The following is a 14,719-nucleotide window of genomic DNA, read 5'->3' as shown; positions in this document are numbered from 1 at the left end:
CCCTGCACGTCCTGCGGGCGGCGCCCGGCCACCTGGATGCGCCCGGCATACGGCACGGTGATGGCCCCGTCGCGGGGCACGACCTGCTCGGGGATGAGGGCGGATTTGGAGCCGGCCGAGAAGCGGTCGGCCACGAGGGGCCCGGAGAACAGACCGCCCGAGCCCGCCTCCCAGACCGACACCGCCACGAAGTCGCCCACTCCGATCACGGGCTCCAGCGCCGGGCGCTTGTCGCCGAAGGAGGCCAGCAGGCTGTCCAGGGCGCGCCCGCGCAGGGCCTCCACCGTCGCCGCAGACAGGTCCACGATCTCGTAGCGGGCGAACGTGCCCTCGCTCGTCGAGACGTCAGCCCCCTCCACGACCGCGCTGGTCGTCGGACCCGCCGCAGGCAGGATCGACGAACAGCCCGACACCGCAAGGGCGGTGCAGAGGGCCAGAGGAAGTGCGCGCATGCAGGGTCGCCTGTCGGTTTCTCTCATTGGCTGCCTAGACCATTGCCGCAGCCATGTCCGTGGCGGTGGGGTCACACTTCGCCCGGGAGCGGCCAGGAACGGGAAACCATCCCCGCTACTCACCGCCGATCCGCGCGAGATTCACATTCGGGAGACATCGAACATCCACTCGAGATAGGCGTTCTCACCCTACGCAGATCTGGTATCTGTCGAGATCTGATTTCTCGGCGCCCCCGACTCCATGACATCGTCATTCGACTATACACCTCCGGGCCTTGCGGATGGGGTCCCCGGCGCCGTCCGGCGGCGACACGTCTTCTACGTTCCAGGCTATGATCCGGAGGGCAGCAGCCGATACCGGATGCTGTTCGTGCGGGAACTGACGCGTTACGCGAAGCGCTTCCACGAACCCAAGCGCAGCATCACCCGCGCCACGATGAACGCGGACGAGACGGTGCAGAGCTGGCGCGTGGCCGCGCAGCCCGAGACCGGGGGCGCCGAGACCAGCTACGACGTGCTGCTCTGGGACGACATCGTCCGGGACGATTTTCGGCGCCTGCGCCTCGTCAGCGTCGCCCTCCTGGTGGTGGGCACGCTCCAGGCCATCACCTCCGGCATGATGGTCCAGTTCTACCGGCTGAACTGGAAGTACGGCAACGTCATCCTCTACCCCCTGCTGATGGTCGTGCTCCTCGCCCTCTGCACCGTGGCCATCGCGGCCTTCGTCCATGCCCATCTCGGCACGGGCTTCGCGCACAGCCTCGGCTGGCCGCTCTGGGCCACGATCCCGGCCGGGCTCGTCATCGGCCTCGCCTGGGTGAAGGCGATGGAGGCGGTCCTCAACCGGATCTTCTTCTGGCAACTCCTGAACGACTGGGTCTTCAACTGGCAGCACGGCCGGGGCAGCCGCCCCGATTACGAGCGCCGCCTCGACCTCTTCGCGGACCACGTCCTCGCCCGCTGCGCCGCCTTCGCGGAATCCGGTGACATCCCCGACGAGATCATGATCCTCGGACATTCCTCGGGCGCCCTGACGGCGGTGGAGGTGGCGGCCCGTGTGCTCGCGCGCGACCCCGACCTGGGACGCGTCGGGCCGACGCTCGCCCTCGTCACCCTGGGCTCCGGCCTGCCGCTGGTGGCCCTCCAGCCGCGCGTCGATCGCCTGCGCGGCGAGATCGCGACCCTCGTGACGTCCCGCCGCCTCGTCTGGGTCGATTTCCAGGCGCCGCAGGACTGGATGAACTTCCCGGGCTTCAACCCCGTGAGGGACCTCGACCTCGACCTCCGGGGCCACCCGGCCGCCAATCCCCTCGTGCGCTCGGCCCGGTTCCGCGAGATCATCAGCGCAGAGACCTACACGAAGGTGCGCTGGCGGCCCTTCCGGATGCACTTCCAGTTCCTCCTCTCCAACGACAAACGGGGGTATTACGACTTCTTCGCGATGACGCTCGGCCCCCAGCGCCTGCGCGAGCGGGTGCTGAACCCTTGCCTGCCGGAGACCGGCCCAGCAATCCTCGCCACCTGAGGCCCCACGCCGCCGAATTCCGCCGCAAAGCCTGCTAAGGAGCAGGCTCGGCACAGGAGAGCGCGATGTCGTCAGCCCCGAATCCGGCGTCGGGCCGCACCCCCGCGATCCTCGTGGTGATGGGGGTGTCGGGCTCCGGCAAGAGCACGGTGGCGGCCTGCCTCGCCGAGCGCCTCGGCTGGGCCTTCGTCGACGGAGACAGCTTCCACAGCCCGGAGCACGTGGCCAAGATGCGGGCCGGGCATCCCCTCGACGACGACGACCGCGCCCCCTGGCTCGCCGCGATCGGCGCCTGGATCGACACGCAGTTGCAGATGCGCGAGCCCGGCATCGTCGTCTGCTCGGCCCTGCGCCGAGCCTATCGCGACGTCCTCGTGCGGGGGCGCGACGCGGTCCGGATCGTCTACCTCGACGGCGATCGCGACCTGATCGACCGGCGCCTGGCCCTGCGCCGGGGGCACTTCATGCCGGCGGCCCTCCTCGACACCCAGTTCGCCATCCTGGAGCCGCCGGGGCCAGAGGAAAATGCGGTCGCGGTGGACATCGAGGGCCCGCCCGAGGCCATCGCCGCAACGATCGCGGTCCGGGCGGGATTGGAGGAGGGCGCACAGGAGCCCCGAAATCCCGCATGAGCACCCCGTCCCATCCGTCCTCGGTCACGGCCCCCGCCGACATCGCCCTGGTGATCTCGGACGTGGACGGCACCCTCGTCACCTCCGACAAGCGCCTGACGCCGGCCGCCCGCGCGGCCGTGCGCAGCCTGGGCGAGGCGGGCATCGCCTTCACCATCGCGTCGAGCCGCCCCCCCGTCGGACTCGGGCCGCTGGCGGCGGAACTCGGCCTCACCCTGCCCATGGGCGCCTTCAACGGCAGCACCCTGGTGGCCCCCGACCTCACCGTCCTGTCGGAGACCCTGATCCCCGCCGAGGCCGCCCGCGCGGTGGCCCGGCTCTTCGCGGAGGCCGGCCTCGACATCTGGGTTTTCGCCGAGGGGCGCTGGAACCTCACCGACCCGCACGGCCCCTACACCGATCTCGAACGCCGCACCCTGCTCACCGAGCCGCACGTGGTCGGAGACCTCGGGCCGCTCCTCGGCCGGGCCTCCAAGATCGTGGGGGTGAGCGCGGATGCGGACCATCTCGCGGCCTGCGAGGCGCGGGTCGCCGCCGCGCTGGGTGAGTGCGCCGACGTCCACCGCTCGCAGGCCTACTACCTCGACGTGACGCCGCCGGGCGTCGGCAAGGCCGGCTTCGTCGACGCCATGAGCCGACATCTCGACATCGCCCCGGCCCGCATCGCCACCCTGGGCGACGCGGGAAACGACGTGCCGATGTTCGCGCGCAGCGGCTTCTCGGTGGCCATGGGCAACGCCGCCCCGGCGGTACAGGCGGCGGCCCGGGCCGTGACGGCCGGAAACGACGCGGACGGGTTCGCGAAGGCCATCGCGGAATTCATTTTGCGGCGCTGAGGAACCGCTCCGGCAGGGACTCCTCACAACCGCCAGAGGTCGTTGAAACCTCTCGCGAATCACCTCCGATACAATCCGGAAACGTGCGGCACACCTGTGCCATGTGCGCCACAGCACATCGGGAAACGGCCACGCTCACCCTGCCAGAGCCGCTTTCCGGCCGCAATTCGACCGGACCTTGACCGTTCAAGAACAAGGTCGATCCGGGTCTCCGTATGAACCAGCGCCTCCTGCTCCTCGCCGTCGTGGCGGTCGCCGTGCCCTGCCGGGTTCTCGCGCCCAGCGCGGCGACCGCGCAGGGTTCGGCGGCCCGGGACAACATCGACGCGCTGATCGAGCAGCAGGCCAAGGCCCAGGGCGTCCCGTCGAGCTTCGTCCACCAGGTCGTGAAGCGCGAGAGCAACTACAATCCGAACGCCAAGGGCGGCAGTGCCCTCGGCCTGATGCAGATCAAGCACGCCACCGCCAAGGGCCTCGGCTACCAGGGCGACGCGGCCGGGCTGTTCGATCCCCGCGTGAACCTGCGCTACGGCATCGCCTACCTGGCGGGCGCCTACCGTGCCGCCAAGGGCGACATCGCCCGCGCCTACGGCTTCTACAATCGCGGCTACTACTACGCCGCCAAACGCCTCGGCATCGAGACCACCGTCCCCGACGACCTCGACGCGCCGAAATCCGGCGAGGCCTTCGGCAGCGTCTTCGCGCGCGCCGCCACGCCGTCGGTCGCCGCCGCCAACACCGCGCTCGCCTACGCTCCGAGCCCCGCGGCGAACGGCATACCGACGGACGTCGTCGCGGTGCCGCTGCCGCCCCGCCGCCCCGCCTCCCTCGCGGGCCTCACCACAACGGAGGTGGCGGCCCTGGCCCCCGAGCCGGCTCCGACCGCCGCGACCCCGGCGATCAGCCCCAATCCCGGCCTGGCCCCGGCCGTGGTTCAGACCGGCGCCCCGGTCGAGGCGGCCTTCGGCGAGACCATCGAGGTGCCGCTGCCGCCGCGTCGGCCCTCGGCCCTCGCCCTGGCCTCGGTCGGGCGGCCAATCGTCGCAAAGAAGGCGCCCGCGACCGGCACCATCCTCGAAGCCTCGGCCCTGCCGGTGCAGTAGGCGGGGGTCTTCCTCCGGCCGAGGGCCGGGGAAAGCCACCCGAAACGGTCCGCCGGAACGCGGCCAAGCCCGCCCGAAGGCAGATTTCAGGCAAGCCCAACTCGGGCACCGCCGACCTCGGGAAAGGTTTTCCACCGCTTCGAATGTCCGGAATGGCTTGCGTCGCGGCCTGCCTGGTCTCACATGGTGCAATGCGATGAACTGCAGTCAGGCCGGTCGGGCACGATCGCTGCAGCATCCGCCAGACGTGGCGCTTTCGGGACAATGGTGCATGCCAGTGTTCCTTCAACAGGAGCCATGAACACATTCAGGCACCATACTTCCAAGTATCGTTCGATCCTTGGAACGAAGTGGCCTATTGTATTGCAACCTGCGCGCAGGCCCGACCACCTGGGCGCGCATCGAGGAAGCGGACGACGGCATGGCCGGCGCGGCAGAACAAGAATCGATCTTCCTGGCTGAGCTCGGCCGGAGGGTCCGTCACGCCCGCACCGTGCGCGGCCTGTCTCGCAAGCTCCTCTCGCAGACCTCGGGCCTCTCGGAGCGCTACATCGCCCAGCTCGAGAGCGGGCAGGGCAACGTCTCGATCATCCTGCTGCGGCGCGTCGCCAACGCGATGGGCGTGCGCCTCGACGACCTGATCGCCGGGCAGGATATCGGGCCGGACTGGCACGTGATCCGGGACCTCCTCGGCAACGCCTCGCCCGAGCAGGTCGCCCTGGCCAAGGGCATCCTGTCGGGGCAATCCTCGGCGAGCGGCGAGGTGCCGCAGCCGCGCGTCGCCGTGATCGGCCTGCGCGGGGCTGGCAAGTCGACCCTTGGGCGCCGCGTCGCCGACCGCCTGGGCTGGACCTTCGTGGAACTCAACGCCGAAATCGAGCGCGAGAACGCCCTCTCGGTGAAGGAGATCTTCGCGATCTACGGACAGGAAGGCTACCGGCGGCTGGAGCAGGCGGCCCTGCGCCGCCTCACCGAGCATCCCGGGCCCCTGGTGCTCGCCACCAGCGGCGGCATCGTGGCCGAGCCCCTGACCTACGACCTGCTGCTCCAGGCCTTCTTCACGATCTGGCTGCGGGCCCGGCCCGAGGAGCACATGCAGCGGGTGCGCGACCAGGGCGACCTCGCCACCACCGGCGACCACCCGTCCGCCATGCAGGAGCTGCGCGCGGTCCTGGCCAGCCGCGAGCCGCTCTATGCCCGCGCCTCGTCGGTGGTCGACACCTCCGACGTGCCCGTCGAGGTGATGGTCGACCGCCTCGCCGAGGCGATCGAGGCCCGGTTCGGCGATCTCGACCAGCGCCGCCGCGCCTGACGATCGGCGCGCACCCGCTCGCCCGGGATGCCGCCCGGCCTTGATCGGCCGCCCGAGGCACACCAAGCTACGGAAGACCGGCCCGGCGGCGTTTCCGTCTGCCGGAACCGACGACGACAGACGAACCATCCACCGGAACGCCGTACGGCGGACGCGTCGTCCCGGCGACCACCTAGCGGGGGTCGTCGCGGGGCGGCCCGCCGCGTCCGGCGCTTGAGAGGCCGGCCCAGAGGAGGCCCCGATGTCCGCCAGTGCATTCCCGATCGCCGCGAAGGGGCCTGAGCCGCTCGCCGTCTGCGATCCGATCTGGGCGCGCCTGCGGGCCGAGGCCGAGGCGATCGTGCGGGAGGAGCCGCAGCTCGCCTCCTTCATCGTGGCCACGATCCTCAACCACACGTCCCTCGAGGGCGCGGTGGCACACCGGGTGGCGGCCCGCCTCGGGCACGCCTCCCTGCCGGCCGAGCTCGTCGCCCACGGCTTCCACGAGGCGATCGGCGCGAACCCGGAGCTCGGTCAGGATTTCCGGGCCGACATCGCGGCGGTGCTCGACCGCGACCCCGCCACCAGCCGGGCCATCGAGCCGGTCCTGTACTTCAAGGGCTTCCACGCGATCCAGGCGCATCGTCTCGCGCACTGGTACTGGGGGCAGGGCCGGCGCGACCTCGCCCTCTACCTCCAGAGCCGCTCCTCGGAGGTGTTCCAGACCGACATCCATCCGCAGGCCCGGATCGGGCGCGGCATCTTCCTCGACCACGCCACCGGGCTGGTGGTCGGCTCCACGGCGGTGATCGAGGACGACGTCTCGATCCTCCATGCCGTCACCCTCGGGGGCACCGGCAAGCAGGGCAGCGACCGCCATCCGAAGATCCGCCACGGCGTCATGATCGGGGCCGGGGCCAAGATCCTCGGCAACATCGAGGTGGGCGCCTGCGCGCGCATCGCAGCCGGCTCCGTGGTGCTGCGCGCGGTTCCCGCCAACACCACCGTGGTCGGCGTGCCGGCCCGCGTTGTGGGCACCGCCGGCTGCGCCGAGCCGTCGCGGGCCATGGACCAGCTCGTGGCCATGGATCAGTTCATTCACATGGCCGAGGGCATCTGACGACGCTTAAGGCTCGGGACTCGGCCCCGCTTGCCCATCCCCCGATGGCGTGGCAAGCGGGGGCCAGCCCGGCCCAAGGCCGCGCCCGGCCGAGCCCCGCGGCATGCCGCGCGTCGTCCCGTGCGCCGGAGGCCCCGATCCCAACGCGAGAGGCGATCAGCGTGAACAAGACCGACATTGCGAAGGTGCAGGACTACCTCCGCCGCACCTTCGCCAACACCAACATCCGCCTCGTGCCCCGTCCCAAGAAGGACGACTCGGCCGAGGTCTATATCGGCGAGGAGTTCCTCGGCGTGGTCTCGGTGGACGACGAGGACGGGGACCGCTCGTTCAACTTCGCCATGGCGATCCTGGACATCGACCTCGCAGATTAGGCCCTTCGCCTGCCGGATTGACGGGTCCGCCGCACGCCCACGTGTCGCACACCCCTGTGCGTGGATTTAACCCTGACGGCAGGAAACCCTTAACGTTTCGTAAACGACGCGGCACAGTGCGCTCCACATCGTTCTCGATGCTGGAGCGTTCGCGTCATGACCCTCAGCCCCTCGGCCATCGAATCCCTTCGGACCCTCTGCGTCGGTCTCGCTCTGTCGGGCCTGCTCGCGAGCGCGTTCGAACTCTTCACCGCGCGCCGCGCCAGCTTCAGCCTGCTCGAGCGCGGCGGCGTCACGGCCGTGGCGGCCCTGCCCATGCTGGCCTTCGGGGCGCCCTTCATCATCCTGCGCAACACGGTGCGGGGCCGGCGCTTCGAGCGTCGGCCGATCCCCTTCGTGATGATCGCCACGATCATCGCCTGCGGCTGGAGCCTGATGTCGGGCCGCATCGCCCTCGACCTCGCGCACCTGATCACGGGCCTCTGAAAGACCCGCGTGATCCCCGGCTCGCCGCCGCCGTCAGCGGTTGGCGGTGGCCACCGGGGAGGCGCCGGCGTTGAGGGTGACCCAGGCGAGACCGTCCTGGCCCTCGCGCTTGATGAAGGTGTAGCCGGTCGCGGGGGCCGAGAGCACCGCGTTGGTCTTGTTGTCGAGGATGAGGTCTCCCCGGTCGGTCCGGACCATCAGCACCGCGTGCCCCTCGCCGATATCGTCGATCACCACCGTCATCCGCAGGGCACGGCGCGGCAATCCGCGCTCCGCCAGCATCCGGCGCTTGAGCAGCTGGTAATCCTCGCAATCGCCGAAACCGTCGTCGGGATAGTCCCAGCGGTCCACCACGCCCCAGTGGGCGAGGTCGGTGATCGGCTTGATCCGGGCGTTCACCCGGCGGTTGACGCGGGCGAGCAGGTCGCGGATGCGCGGCGTCAGGGTGATGATGGCGGGCTCGCTCGTGTCGACCGCGCACTCGGCCGGCATCCGCGCGCAGAGCGCGGTCCAGGCCGCGACCGGACGGGCGGGCGGCCCCTCATCGACCCGCGGGGCTTCGGGCAGGGCGGCGACGGTCTGCGCCTCCGTGGTGGCACCTCCGAGGAGCAGGATCGAGCCCACCAGGGAGAACTGGACCGCGCGACCGATCCGTCGCCACAGGACCCGGCGCCCCCAGACCGGCGGGAGCCCATCACCACTTCGCAGAATCGCGTGCCGCATGCCGGTCGCCCTGCCGTCCCTCGTAAGACGACGAAGGTTGCACGGGAGCGGCCGAGGCTCAATCGGAAAGTTAAACCCCCGTTAACCCGCGAGGGCAGGAGAAGGTTCCGCGTGACGATATGGTTTTCGTGTCATCGTCGCGGGACGGCACGGGACCTCGGTCCCGCTCGCGCCTGCGCGGCATCCGCGCCGGGGCGGCCAACCGTCAGCGGTTGGCGGTCGTGACCGGCGAGGTGACACCCCCAAGCGAGACCCATGCCACCGTCTCGGCCGATTCGCGCTTGATGAAGACGTAGCCCGTCCGATGCCAGGCCAGCACGTCGCCGACCTTGTTGTCGAGCACGAAGTCGCCCCGGTCGGTGATCAGGGTGAGCACGGCATGGCCCTCGCCCTTCTCGTCGATGACGACCGTCATGCGCATCGCCCGGCGCGGCAGGCCGGCCTCGGCCAGGAGCTTGCGCTTGAGGAGCTGATAATCCTCGCAGTCGCCGGCGCCGTCCTCGGCCAGGTCCCAGCGGTCCGGCACGCCCCAGTGATCCATGTCGGTGAGGGGGCGCAGCGTGCGATTCACCCGGCGGTTCACCGCCGCGATGGTGGCCCAGGTGGCGGGGGTGAGGGTGATGCGCGGAGCCTCGTTGAGGTCGATGGCGCACTCGGCGGCGTAGCGCTGGCAGAAGGCGGACCAGGCGGCGAGCGGCTTGGCCTCGTGCAGGGGCTGCGCCGAGGGGGTCGGCGAGGGCAGGGCGGCCAGGGTCTGCGCCTGGGTCGGGCTCGCGCTCGCGGCCAGGGCCGCGAGAAGTGCCAGCGCGATCGTCTTCGTCCTGCCCATGGCGGCGTCCTCAGGTCCAACGCCGTCATCGTGCCGCCACGGAGCCTGTCCCGCGCTGAAGTCGATCCGCGCAATTTTATCGATTCGGCGCAGCCCGGCGCCTCTCGCGCGCCAGGCCGAACGCCGCCTCACGGCGATGCCGCGAACCCGCGCGATTTCCCCAAGGATCCGGTAACCCTCCTGCTCCGCTCACGATGCGCCCCCCGCCGTGACACCCGGGGGCGCCCTTGCTATGCCCCTCCGATCCGGGCTGGCGGGCGAGCCGGCGGGCTCCAAGACCCGCACCAAGACCCCGCCCCAGCCCCCGAAGCGGATTCGATCGTGCCATGAACATCTTCGCCACCTTCGAGGGCCGCGTCCGCGCGGCCGTGCAGGGCCTCATCCGGTCCGGGCAACTGCCCGAGGGACTCGACCTCGCCCGCGTGGTGGTGGAGCCGCCCCGCGACGCCAGCCATGGGGATCTCGCCACCAACGCCGCCCTGGTGCTGGCCAAGGAGGCGAAGACCAACCCGAAGGCCCTCGGCGAGACCCTGGCGGCCGCCCTGCGCGCCGACCCCGACGTGGTGGAGGCGCAGGTGGCCGGCCCCGGCTTCATCAACCTGCGGCTGGCCCCGGGGACGTTCCATGCCGTGGTGCGGGCCGCCCTCGCAGAAGGCGAGGCCTACGGGCGCGGCACGATGCCGAGCGGCGCTTCGCCGGCGGGGCGCGTCAACATCGAGTACGTCTCGGCCAACCCCACCGGCCCGATGCATGTGGGCCACGGGCGCGGCGCGGTGTTCGGCGACGCCCTCGCCAACCTCCTGGTGGCGGCCGGGCGCGAGGTGACGCGCGAATACTACATCAACGACGCCGGCGCGCAGGTCGACGTGCTCGCCCGCTCGGCCTTCCTGCGCTACCGCGAGGCGCTCGGCGAGCCCGTCGGGCCGGTGCCGGAGGGACTCTACCCGGGCGACTACCTCGTGCCCGTGGGCCGGGCCCTCGCCGAGGCCCATGGCCGCGCCCTCCTCGACCAGCCGGAGGCGGAATGGCTCCCGCTGGTCCGGGCCTTCGCCATCGACGCGATGATGGACCTGATCCGGGCCGACCTCGCGCGTCTGGGCATCCACCACGACGTGTTCTTCTCGGAAGCCACCCTGAAGGAGGCGGTGCCCGTTCTCCTCGCCGAACTCCGAGGAAAGGGGCTCGTCTACGAGGGACGCCTGCCGCCACCCAAGGGCCAGCTTCCCGAGGATTGGGAGGACCGCGAGCAGACCCTGTTCCGCACCGTGGAGTTCGGCGACGACGTCGACCGGCCCCTGCTCAAGTCCGACGGCTCCTTCACCTACTTCGCCTCCGACATCGCCTACCACCGGGACAAGATCGCGCGGGGCGCCACCGACCTCATCGACGTGCTGGGCGCCGACCATGGCGGCTACGTCAAGCGCATGCAGGCCGCCGTGAAGGCGGTGAGCGACGGGCACGCCACCCTCGACGTGAAGCTCTGCCAGCTGGTGCGGCTGCTGCGCGCGGGCGAGCCCGTGAAGATGTCCAAGCGCGCGGGCGAGTTCATCACCCTGCGGGAGGTCGTCGACGAGGTCGGCCGCGATGCGATCCGCTTCATGATGCTCTACCGGAAGAACGACGCCACCCTGGATTTCGACCTCGCCAAGGTGGTGGAGCAGTCGAAGGAGAACCCGGTCTTCTACGTGCAGTACGCCCATGCGCGCTGCGTCTCGGTGTTCCGCCAGGCCGCGCAGGCGATGCCGGACGAGAACTTTTCGCGCGATGGCCTGCTCCGCGAGGCCGATCTGGCGTTGCTCACCGACCCGGGCGAGATCGAGATCATGCGGCTCGTCGCGCAGTACCCGCGCGTCATCGAGGCCGCGGCGGGCGCGCACGAACCGCATCGCGTGGCGTTCTACCTCTACGAACTGGCAAGCTCGCTCCACGGTTTGTGGAACAAGGGCAAAGACTTGCCGCAATTACGGTTTATTAATCCTGACGACCGAAACTCCACTCGGGCCCGATTGGCCCTCGTTGAGGCATTGCGGGGCGTCGTCGCCTCCGGCCTCGCGGTGTTGGGCGTCACCGCGCCGGATGAAATGCGGTGAGGTGATCTCGGCGTGAAGAGGGATGCTGGCATGACGACGAACGCTTCGCGAGCGACAGTCGATTTCGACGCTTTCGCGCGGGATCTGCAGCAGCCCCAGGCGCCGGTTCAGCCCCAGGTTCAGCCCGTGGCAGGCGCGGCCCCCAAGGCCGACCCGCTGGCCGAGCTCGCCCGGATCGTCGGGCAGGACGATCCGTTCCGGGCCCTGCTCCAGGCCCGCGACGCCCAGGTCGCCGGGCGGACCCGCGTCGAGCCGAGCTTCGGGGAGGCGCCGGCCCAGCCCTACGCGCAGCAGACCTACGCCCAGCAGCCGGCGCCGCAGGCGGGCTCGAACGCCGACGCCTTCGACCAGTATCTCGCCTCCGTCGATCACGGCGCCTACCGCGATCCGCAGGAGCCCTACCCGGATGCGAATGCCGCCGAGTTCGCGCCCAACGATGCCGACGACCGGGTCCGCCCCCTGGAACGGCCGCGCCAGCGCAGCCGCCTCGTCTCGGTGGGCGCCGGCCTCGGCGTCCTCGCCCTCTGCGTCACCGGAGCCTTGGCTTGGCGCGGCCTGCACGGGAGCACCGGCGGGGCCGGCGGCGTGCCCACCATCATGGCCGATACCGCGCCCCTGAAGATCGCGCCGCAGAAGGCGGACGGCGTCGAGATTCCGGACCAGAACAAGCAGATCTACGATCGCACCGCCAAGGACGGGCAGATCCGCATCGTCAACCGCGAGGAGCAGCCCCTCGACGTCGCCCAGGCCGCCCGCGCGGCCCTGGGCTCGGGGGAGGGCGGCGCCACTCCGGGCAGCGCCGCGCAGGCCCAGCCGGCCCAGGGCCAGCAGGGCGGCCTCACCGATTCCCTCGGGGAGCCCCGCCGGGTCCGCACCGTCTCGGTGAAGCCCGACACGCCGCCCCCGCCGCCCCAGCGCGAAGCCCCGGCAGAGGCGACGGCGACGCCGCCCTCCGTGATCCCGACCATGACCCTGCCGGGCGCCGCCGCCGACGGCGCGCCCGCCAGCGGCTCCCTGCGCCAGCGCGCCGCCCGGCTTCCGCCGCCGGTGGCCACCACGCCCGTGGCCGAGGCGCCCGCCGCAGCCGAGCCCGCCCCGGCCCCGCGCCCCAAGGCCCCCCAGCGCGTCGCCGCCGTGGCGCCCGAGGCGACGTCCGCCATCGCCAGCCCGCCCCCCGCGGCGGCCGCGGCCGCAACCGGCGGAGGCGGCTACGCCGTCCAGCTCGGCGTGCGCACCAGCGAGAGCGAGGCGCAGGCCGCCTTCCGGCAGATGCAGGGCAAGTACGGCCAGCTCTCCGGCCAGCCGGCCCTGATCCGGCAGGCCGAGGTCAACGGCAAGACGATCTATCGCGTCCGCGTCGGCCCCCTCGGCAAAAATGAGGCGACCAGCCTGTGCACCCAGTTGCAGGGTGCGGGCGGCCAGTGCTTCGTGGCTAAGAACTGATCTTTTCGAAGCGATGATCCGTCACGGAACGCGGCGTGCGCGTTCCGTGACGGCGCGATCCGGGCGTCGAAGTGACACCTCAGTCCGGATCCGGCCAGCCCTGTGGCCGCAGGGCCACGCGCCCGCCCTTGTGTCTGCACCGTCCGCATCCGACCATGTTCCGGCCCCATCCGGCAGCGATGCCGGCTGGCCTGAATCGTCACCGAGCTTCCCGGCCGCGCTCCCCCGAGCCGGCCTCCATCCCCGAGGACGCGTCCACCGCCATGACCTCCCGTGCCCTGATCCTCGGTTGCGCCGGCAAGACCCTCTCGGGGCAGGAGGCCGCCTTCTTCCGGGACGTGGCGCCCTGGGGCTTCATCCTGTTCAAGCGCAACATCGGCACCCCCGACGAGGTCCGGGCCCTCACGGACGCCCTGCGGGCCACGGTGGGCCGGGCGGACGCGCCGATCCTGATCGACCAGGAGGGCGGCCGGGTGCAGCGCATGGGGCCGCCGCACTGGCCGGCCTACCCGGCGGGGCGACGCTTCGGCGGTCTCAACGGCTCGGCCGTGGCCCTCGCGCAGCTCGGCGCCCGGCTGATGGCCCATGACCTCGCCGATGTGGGCATCAACGTCGACTGCGCCCCCGTCCTCGACGTGCCGGTGGCCGGCGCCCACGACGTGATCGGCGACCGCGCCTACGACACCGCCCCCGGCCGGGTGGCCGAGATCGGCCGGGCCGTGGCCGAGGGCCTGATGCAGGGCGGCGTGCTGCCGGTGATGAAGCACATCCCCGGCCATGGCCGGGCCGGCTGCGACAGCCACAAGGGCCTGCCCGTGGTGGAGGCGGACCTCGCGACCCTGAGCGCGCAGGACTTCGTGCCGTTCCGGGCGCTCGCCGACCTGCCCATGGCCATGAGCGCCCACGTGGTCCTCACCGCCCTCGATCCCGTCCACCCGGCGACGCAGTCGGCCACCGTGATCCGCGACATCATCCGCGGGGCCATCGGTTTCGACGGCCTGCTGATGACCGACGACCTCTCGATGCACGCCCTCCAGGGGACGTTCCGCGCCCGCACCGAGGCCTGCTTTTCCGCCGGCATCGACGTCGGCCTGCACTGCAACGGCGACGCGGACGAGATGCGCGGCGTCGCCGAGGGGGCCCCGGCCCTGGCCGGCGCGGCCCTGCGCCGGGCCGAGGCCGCCCTGGCGCGCCTGCCCGCCGGCTCGGACGCCTTCGACGTGGACGAGGCCCGGGCCCGCTTCGCGGCTGCCCTGTCCCTCGCGGCCTGAGCGCGCGGGCCCGGATCAGGCGACACCCAGATCAGGCGACAACGGCGCGCGGCTGGTCTATGAACCGGCGGCGGGCCGGAAACTTGCATGCCCGCTGCGGCGATCGGAACGGAGCGCGCGTCACCCGCACTTCTTGTGCTCGGGGTGCCCGATCCTTAGGTTCGCCCTCAATCGACACACGAGACGGCGCCGCGCAGCGTTCGGGCTGCGGCGCGGGAGGTTGCCATGGGCAGCATGAGTATCTGGCACTGGATCATCGTCGCCGGCATCGTGATGCTGCTGTTCGGCCGCGGCAAGATCTCGGACCTGATGGGCGACGTCGCCAAGGGCATCAAAGCCTTCAAGAAGGGCATGGCCGAGGACGAGACGCCGTCCACCACCGCCGTGCCGCCGCCGAGCACGGGCGAGCCGGTGCGCACGCTCCCCCACCAGGGTGAGCCCGCAACCGCAAACACGGTCGCGGCCGACCGCAAGGTCGTCTGACGCGCGACCTGAAGTGAGGCGCATGCGGCCGTGCGGGTCTGGCGGAATCCGCCGTGACCTG

General features: G+C 71.3%; 15 protein-coding genes. 12 read left to right on the top strand and 3 right to left on the bottom strand.

The window, feature by feature from the left end:
* Positions 1–452: polysaccharide biosynthesis/export family protein (locus MKK58_RS10155; RefSeq protein ID WP_243911959.1), on the bottom strand; the 452-nt coding region annotated here is incomplete at its 3' end.
* Between the two features lie 241 nt (positions 453–693).
* Between MKK58_RS10155 and MKK58_RS10150 the strand changes: the two genes are divergently transcribed.
* From MKK58_RS10150 to MKK58_RS10115, 8 genes are all read left to right on the top strand, one after another.
* Positions 694–1,977 carry an alpha/beta hydrolase gene (locus MKK58_RS10150; RefSeq protein ID WP_243911958.1) on the top strand — a complete coding sequence of 428 codons (1,284 nt, stop codon included), beginning with the start codon at positions 694–696 and terminating at the stop codon, positions 1,975–1,977.
* 65 nt (positions 1,978–2,042) lie between these two features.
* Positions 2,043–2,609, top strand: coding sequence for a gluconokinase (locus MKK58_RS10145; RefSeq protein WP_243911957.1), 567 nt, complete (start codon positions 2,043–2,045; stop codon positions 2,607–2,609).
* The gene (locus MKK58_RS10140; protein WP_243911956.1) at positions 2,606–3,445 is read left to right on the top strand and encodes a Cof-type HAD-IIB family hydrolase; all 840 of its coding nucleotides are present in this window, start codon (positions 2,606–2,608) and stop codon (positions 3,443–3,445) included. The genes MKK58_RS10145 and MKK58_RS10140 overlap by 4 nt, the downstream gene beginning before the upstream one ends.
* 215 nt (positions 3,446–3,660) lie before the next feature.
* Positions 3,661–4,548, top strand: a complete 888-nt coding sequence (locus MKK58_RS10135; protein WP_243911955.1) for a lytic transglycosylase domain-containing protein — start codon at positions 3,661–3,663, stop codon at positions 4,546–4,548.
* A 400-nt stretch (positions 4,549–4,948) separates the two neighbouring features.
* Complete coding sequence (locus tag MKK58_RS10130; protein WP_292497655.1) at positions 4,949–5,860, top strand: helix-turn-helix transcriptional regulator; 912 nt, start codon at positions 4,949–4,951, stop codon at positions 5,858–5,860.
* 241 nt (positions 5,861–6,101) lie between these two features.
* A complete protein-coding gene (cysE, locus tag MKK58_RS10125; RefSeq protein WP_243911954.1) occupies positions 6,102–6,959 on the top strand; it encodes a serine O-acetyltransferase in 858 nt (285 codons plus the stop codon).
* Between the two features lie 161 nt (positions 6,960–7,120).
* Positions 7,121–7,333 (top strand): DUF3126 family protein, encoded by a 213-nt coding sequence (locus tag MKK58_RS10120; RefSeq protein ID WP_243911953.1) that lies wholly within the window; start codon positions 7,121–7,123, stop codon positions 7,331–7,333.
* Between the two features lie 156 nt (positions 7,334–7,489).
* Positions 7,490–7,819 carry a DUF6949 family protein gene (locus MKK58_RS10115; protein WP_243911952.1) on the top strand — a complete coding sequence of 110 codons (330 nt, stop codon included), beginning with the start codon at positions 7,490–7,492 and terminating at the stop codon, positions 7,817–7,819.
* Between the two features lie 33 nt (positions 7,820–7,852).
* Here the strand turns inward: MKK58_RS10115 and MKK58_RS10110 are convergent, their stop codons facing one another.
* Both MKK58_RS10110 and MKK58_RS10105 read right to left on the bottom strand, forming a co-directional pair.
* Complete coding sequence (locus tag MKK58_RS10110; RefSeq protein ID WP_243911951.1) at positions 7,853–8,542, bottom strand: transglutaminase-like cysteine peptidase; 690 nt, start codon at positions 8,540–8,542, stop codon at positions 7,853–7,855.
* A gap of 205 nt (positions 8,543–8,747) precedes the next feature.
* On the bottom strand, positions 8,748–9,371 hold the full coding sequence (locus MKK58_RS10105; protein ID WP_243911950.1) for a transglutaminase-like cysteine peptidase: 624 nt from the start codon (positions 9,369–9,371) through the stop codon (positions 8,748–8,750).
* Positions 9,372–9,697: 326 nt separating this feature from the next.
* Between MKK58_RS10105 and argS the strand changes: the two genes are divergently transcribed.
* From argS to MKK58_RS10085, 4 genes are all read left to right on the top strand, one after another.
* Complete coding sequence (argS, locus tag MKK58_RS10100; RefSeq protein ID WP_243911949.1) at positions 9,698–11,461, top strand: arginine--tRNA ligase; 1,764 nt, start codon at positions 9,698–9,700, stop codon at positions 11,459–11,461.
* Between the two features lie 30 nt (positions 11,462–11,491).
* A complete protein-coding gene (locus MKK58_RS10095; RefSeq protein ID WP_243911948.1) occupies positions 11,492–12,904 on the top strand; it encodes an SPOR domain-containing protein in 1,413 nt (470 codons plus the stop codon).
* 263 nt (positions 12,905–13,167) lie between these two features.
* Positions 13,168–14,175, top strand: coding sequence for a beta-N-acetylhexosaminidase (nagZ, locus tag MKK58_RS10090; RefSeq protein ID WP_243911947.1), 1,008 nt, complete (start codon positions 13,168–13,170; stop codon positions 14,173–14,175).
* A 225-nt stretch (positions 14,176–14,400) separates the two neighbouring features.
* Positions 14,401–14,658, top strand: coding sequence for a twin-arginine translocase TatA/TatE family subunit (locus MKK58_RS10085; RefSeq protein ID WP_243911946.1), 258 nt, complete (start codon positions 14,401–14,403; stop codon positions 14,656–14,658).
* Positions 14,659–14,719: the final 61 nt, after the last annotated feature.

Source organism: Methylobacterium sp. J-078, assembly GCF_022829285.1.
GTDB lineage: Bacteria > Pseudomonadota > Alphaproteobacteria > Rhizobiales > Beijerinckiaceae > Methylobacterium.
Note: the sequence above shows the minus strand (reverse complement) of the source record. Positions and strands in the feature narration are given on the sequence as shown.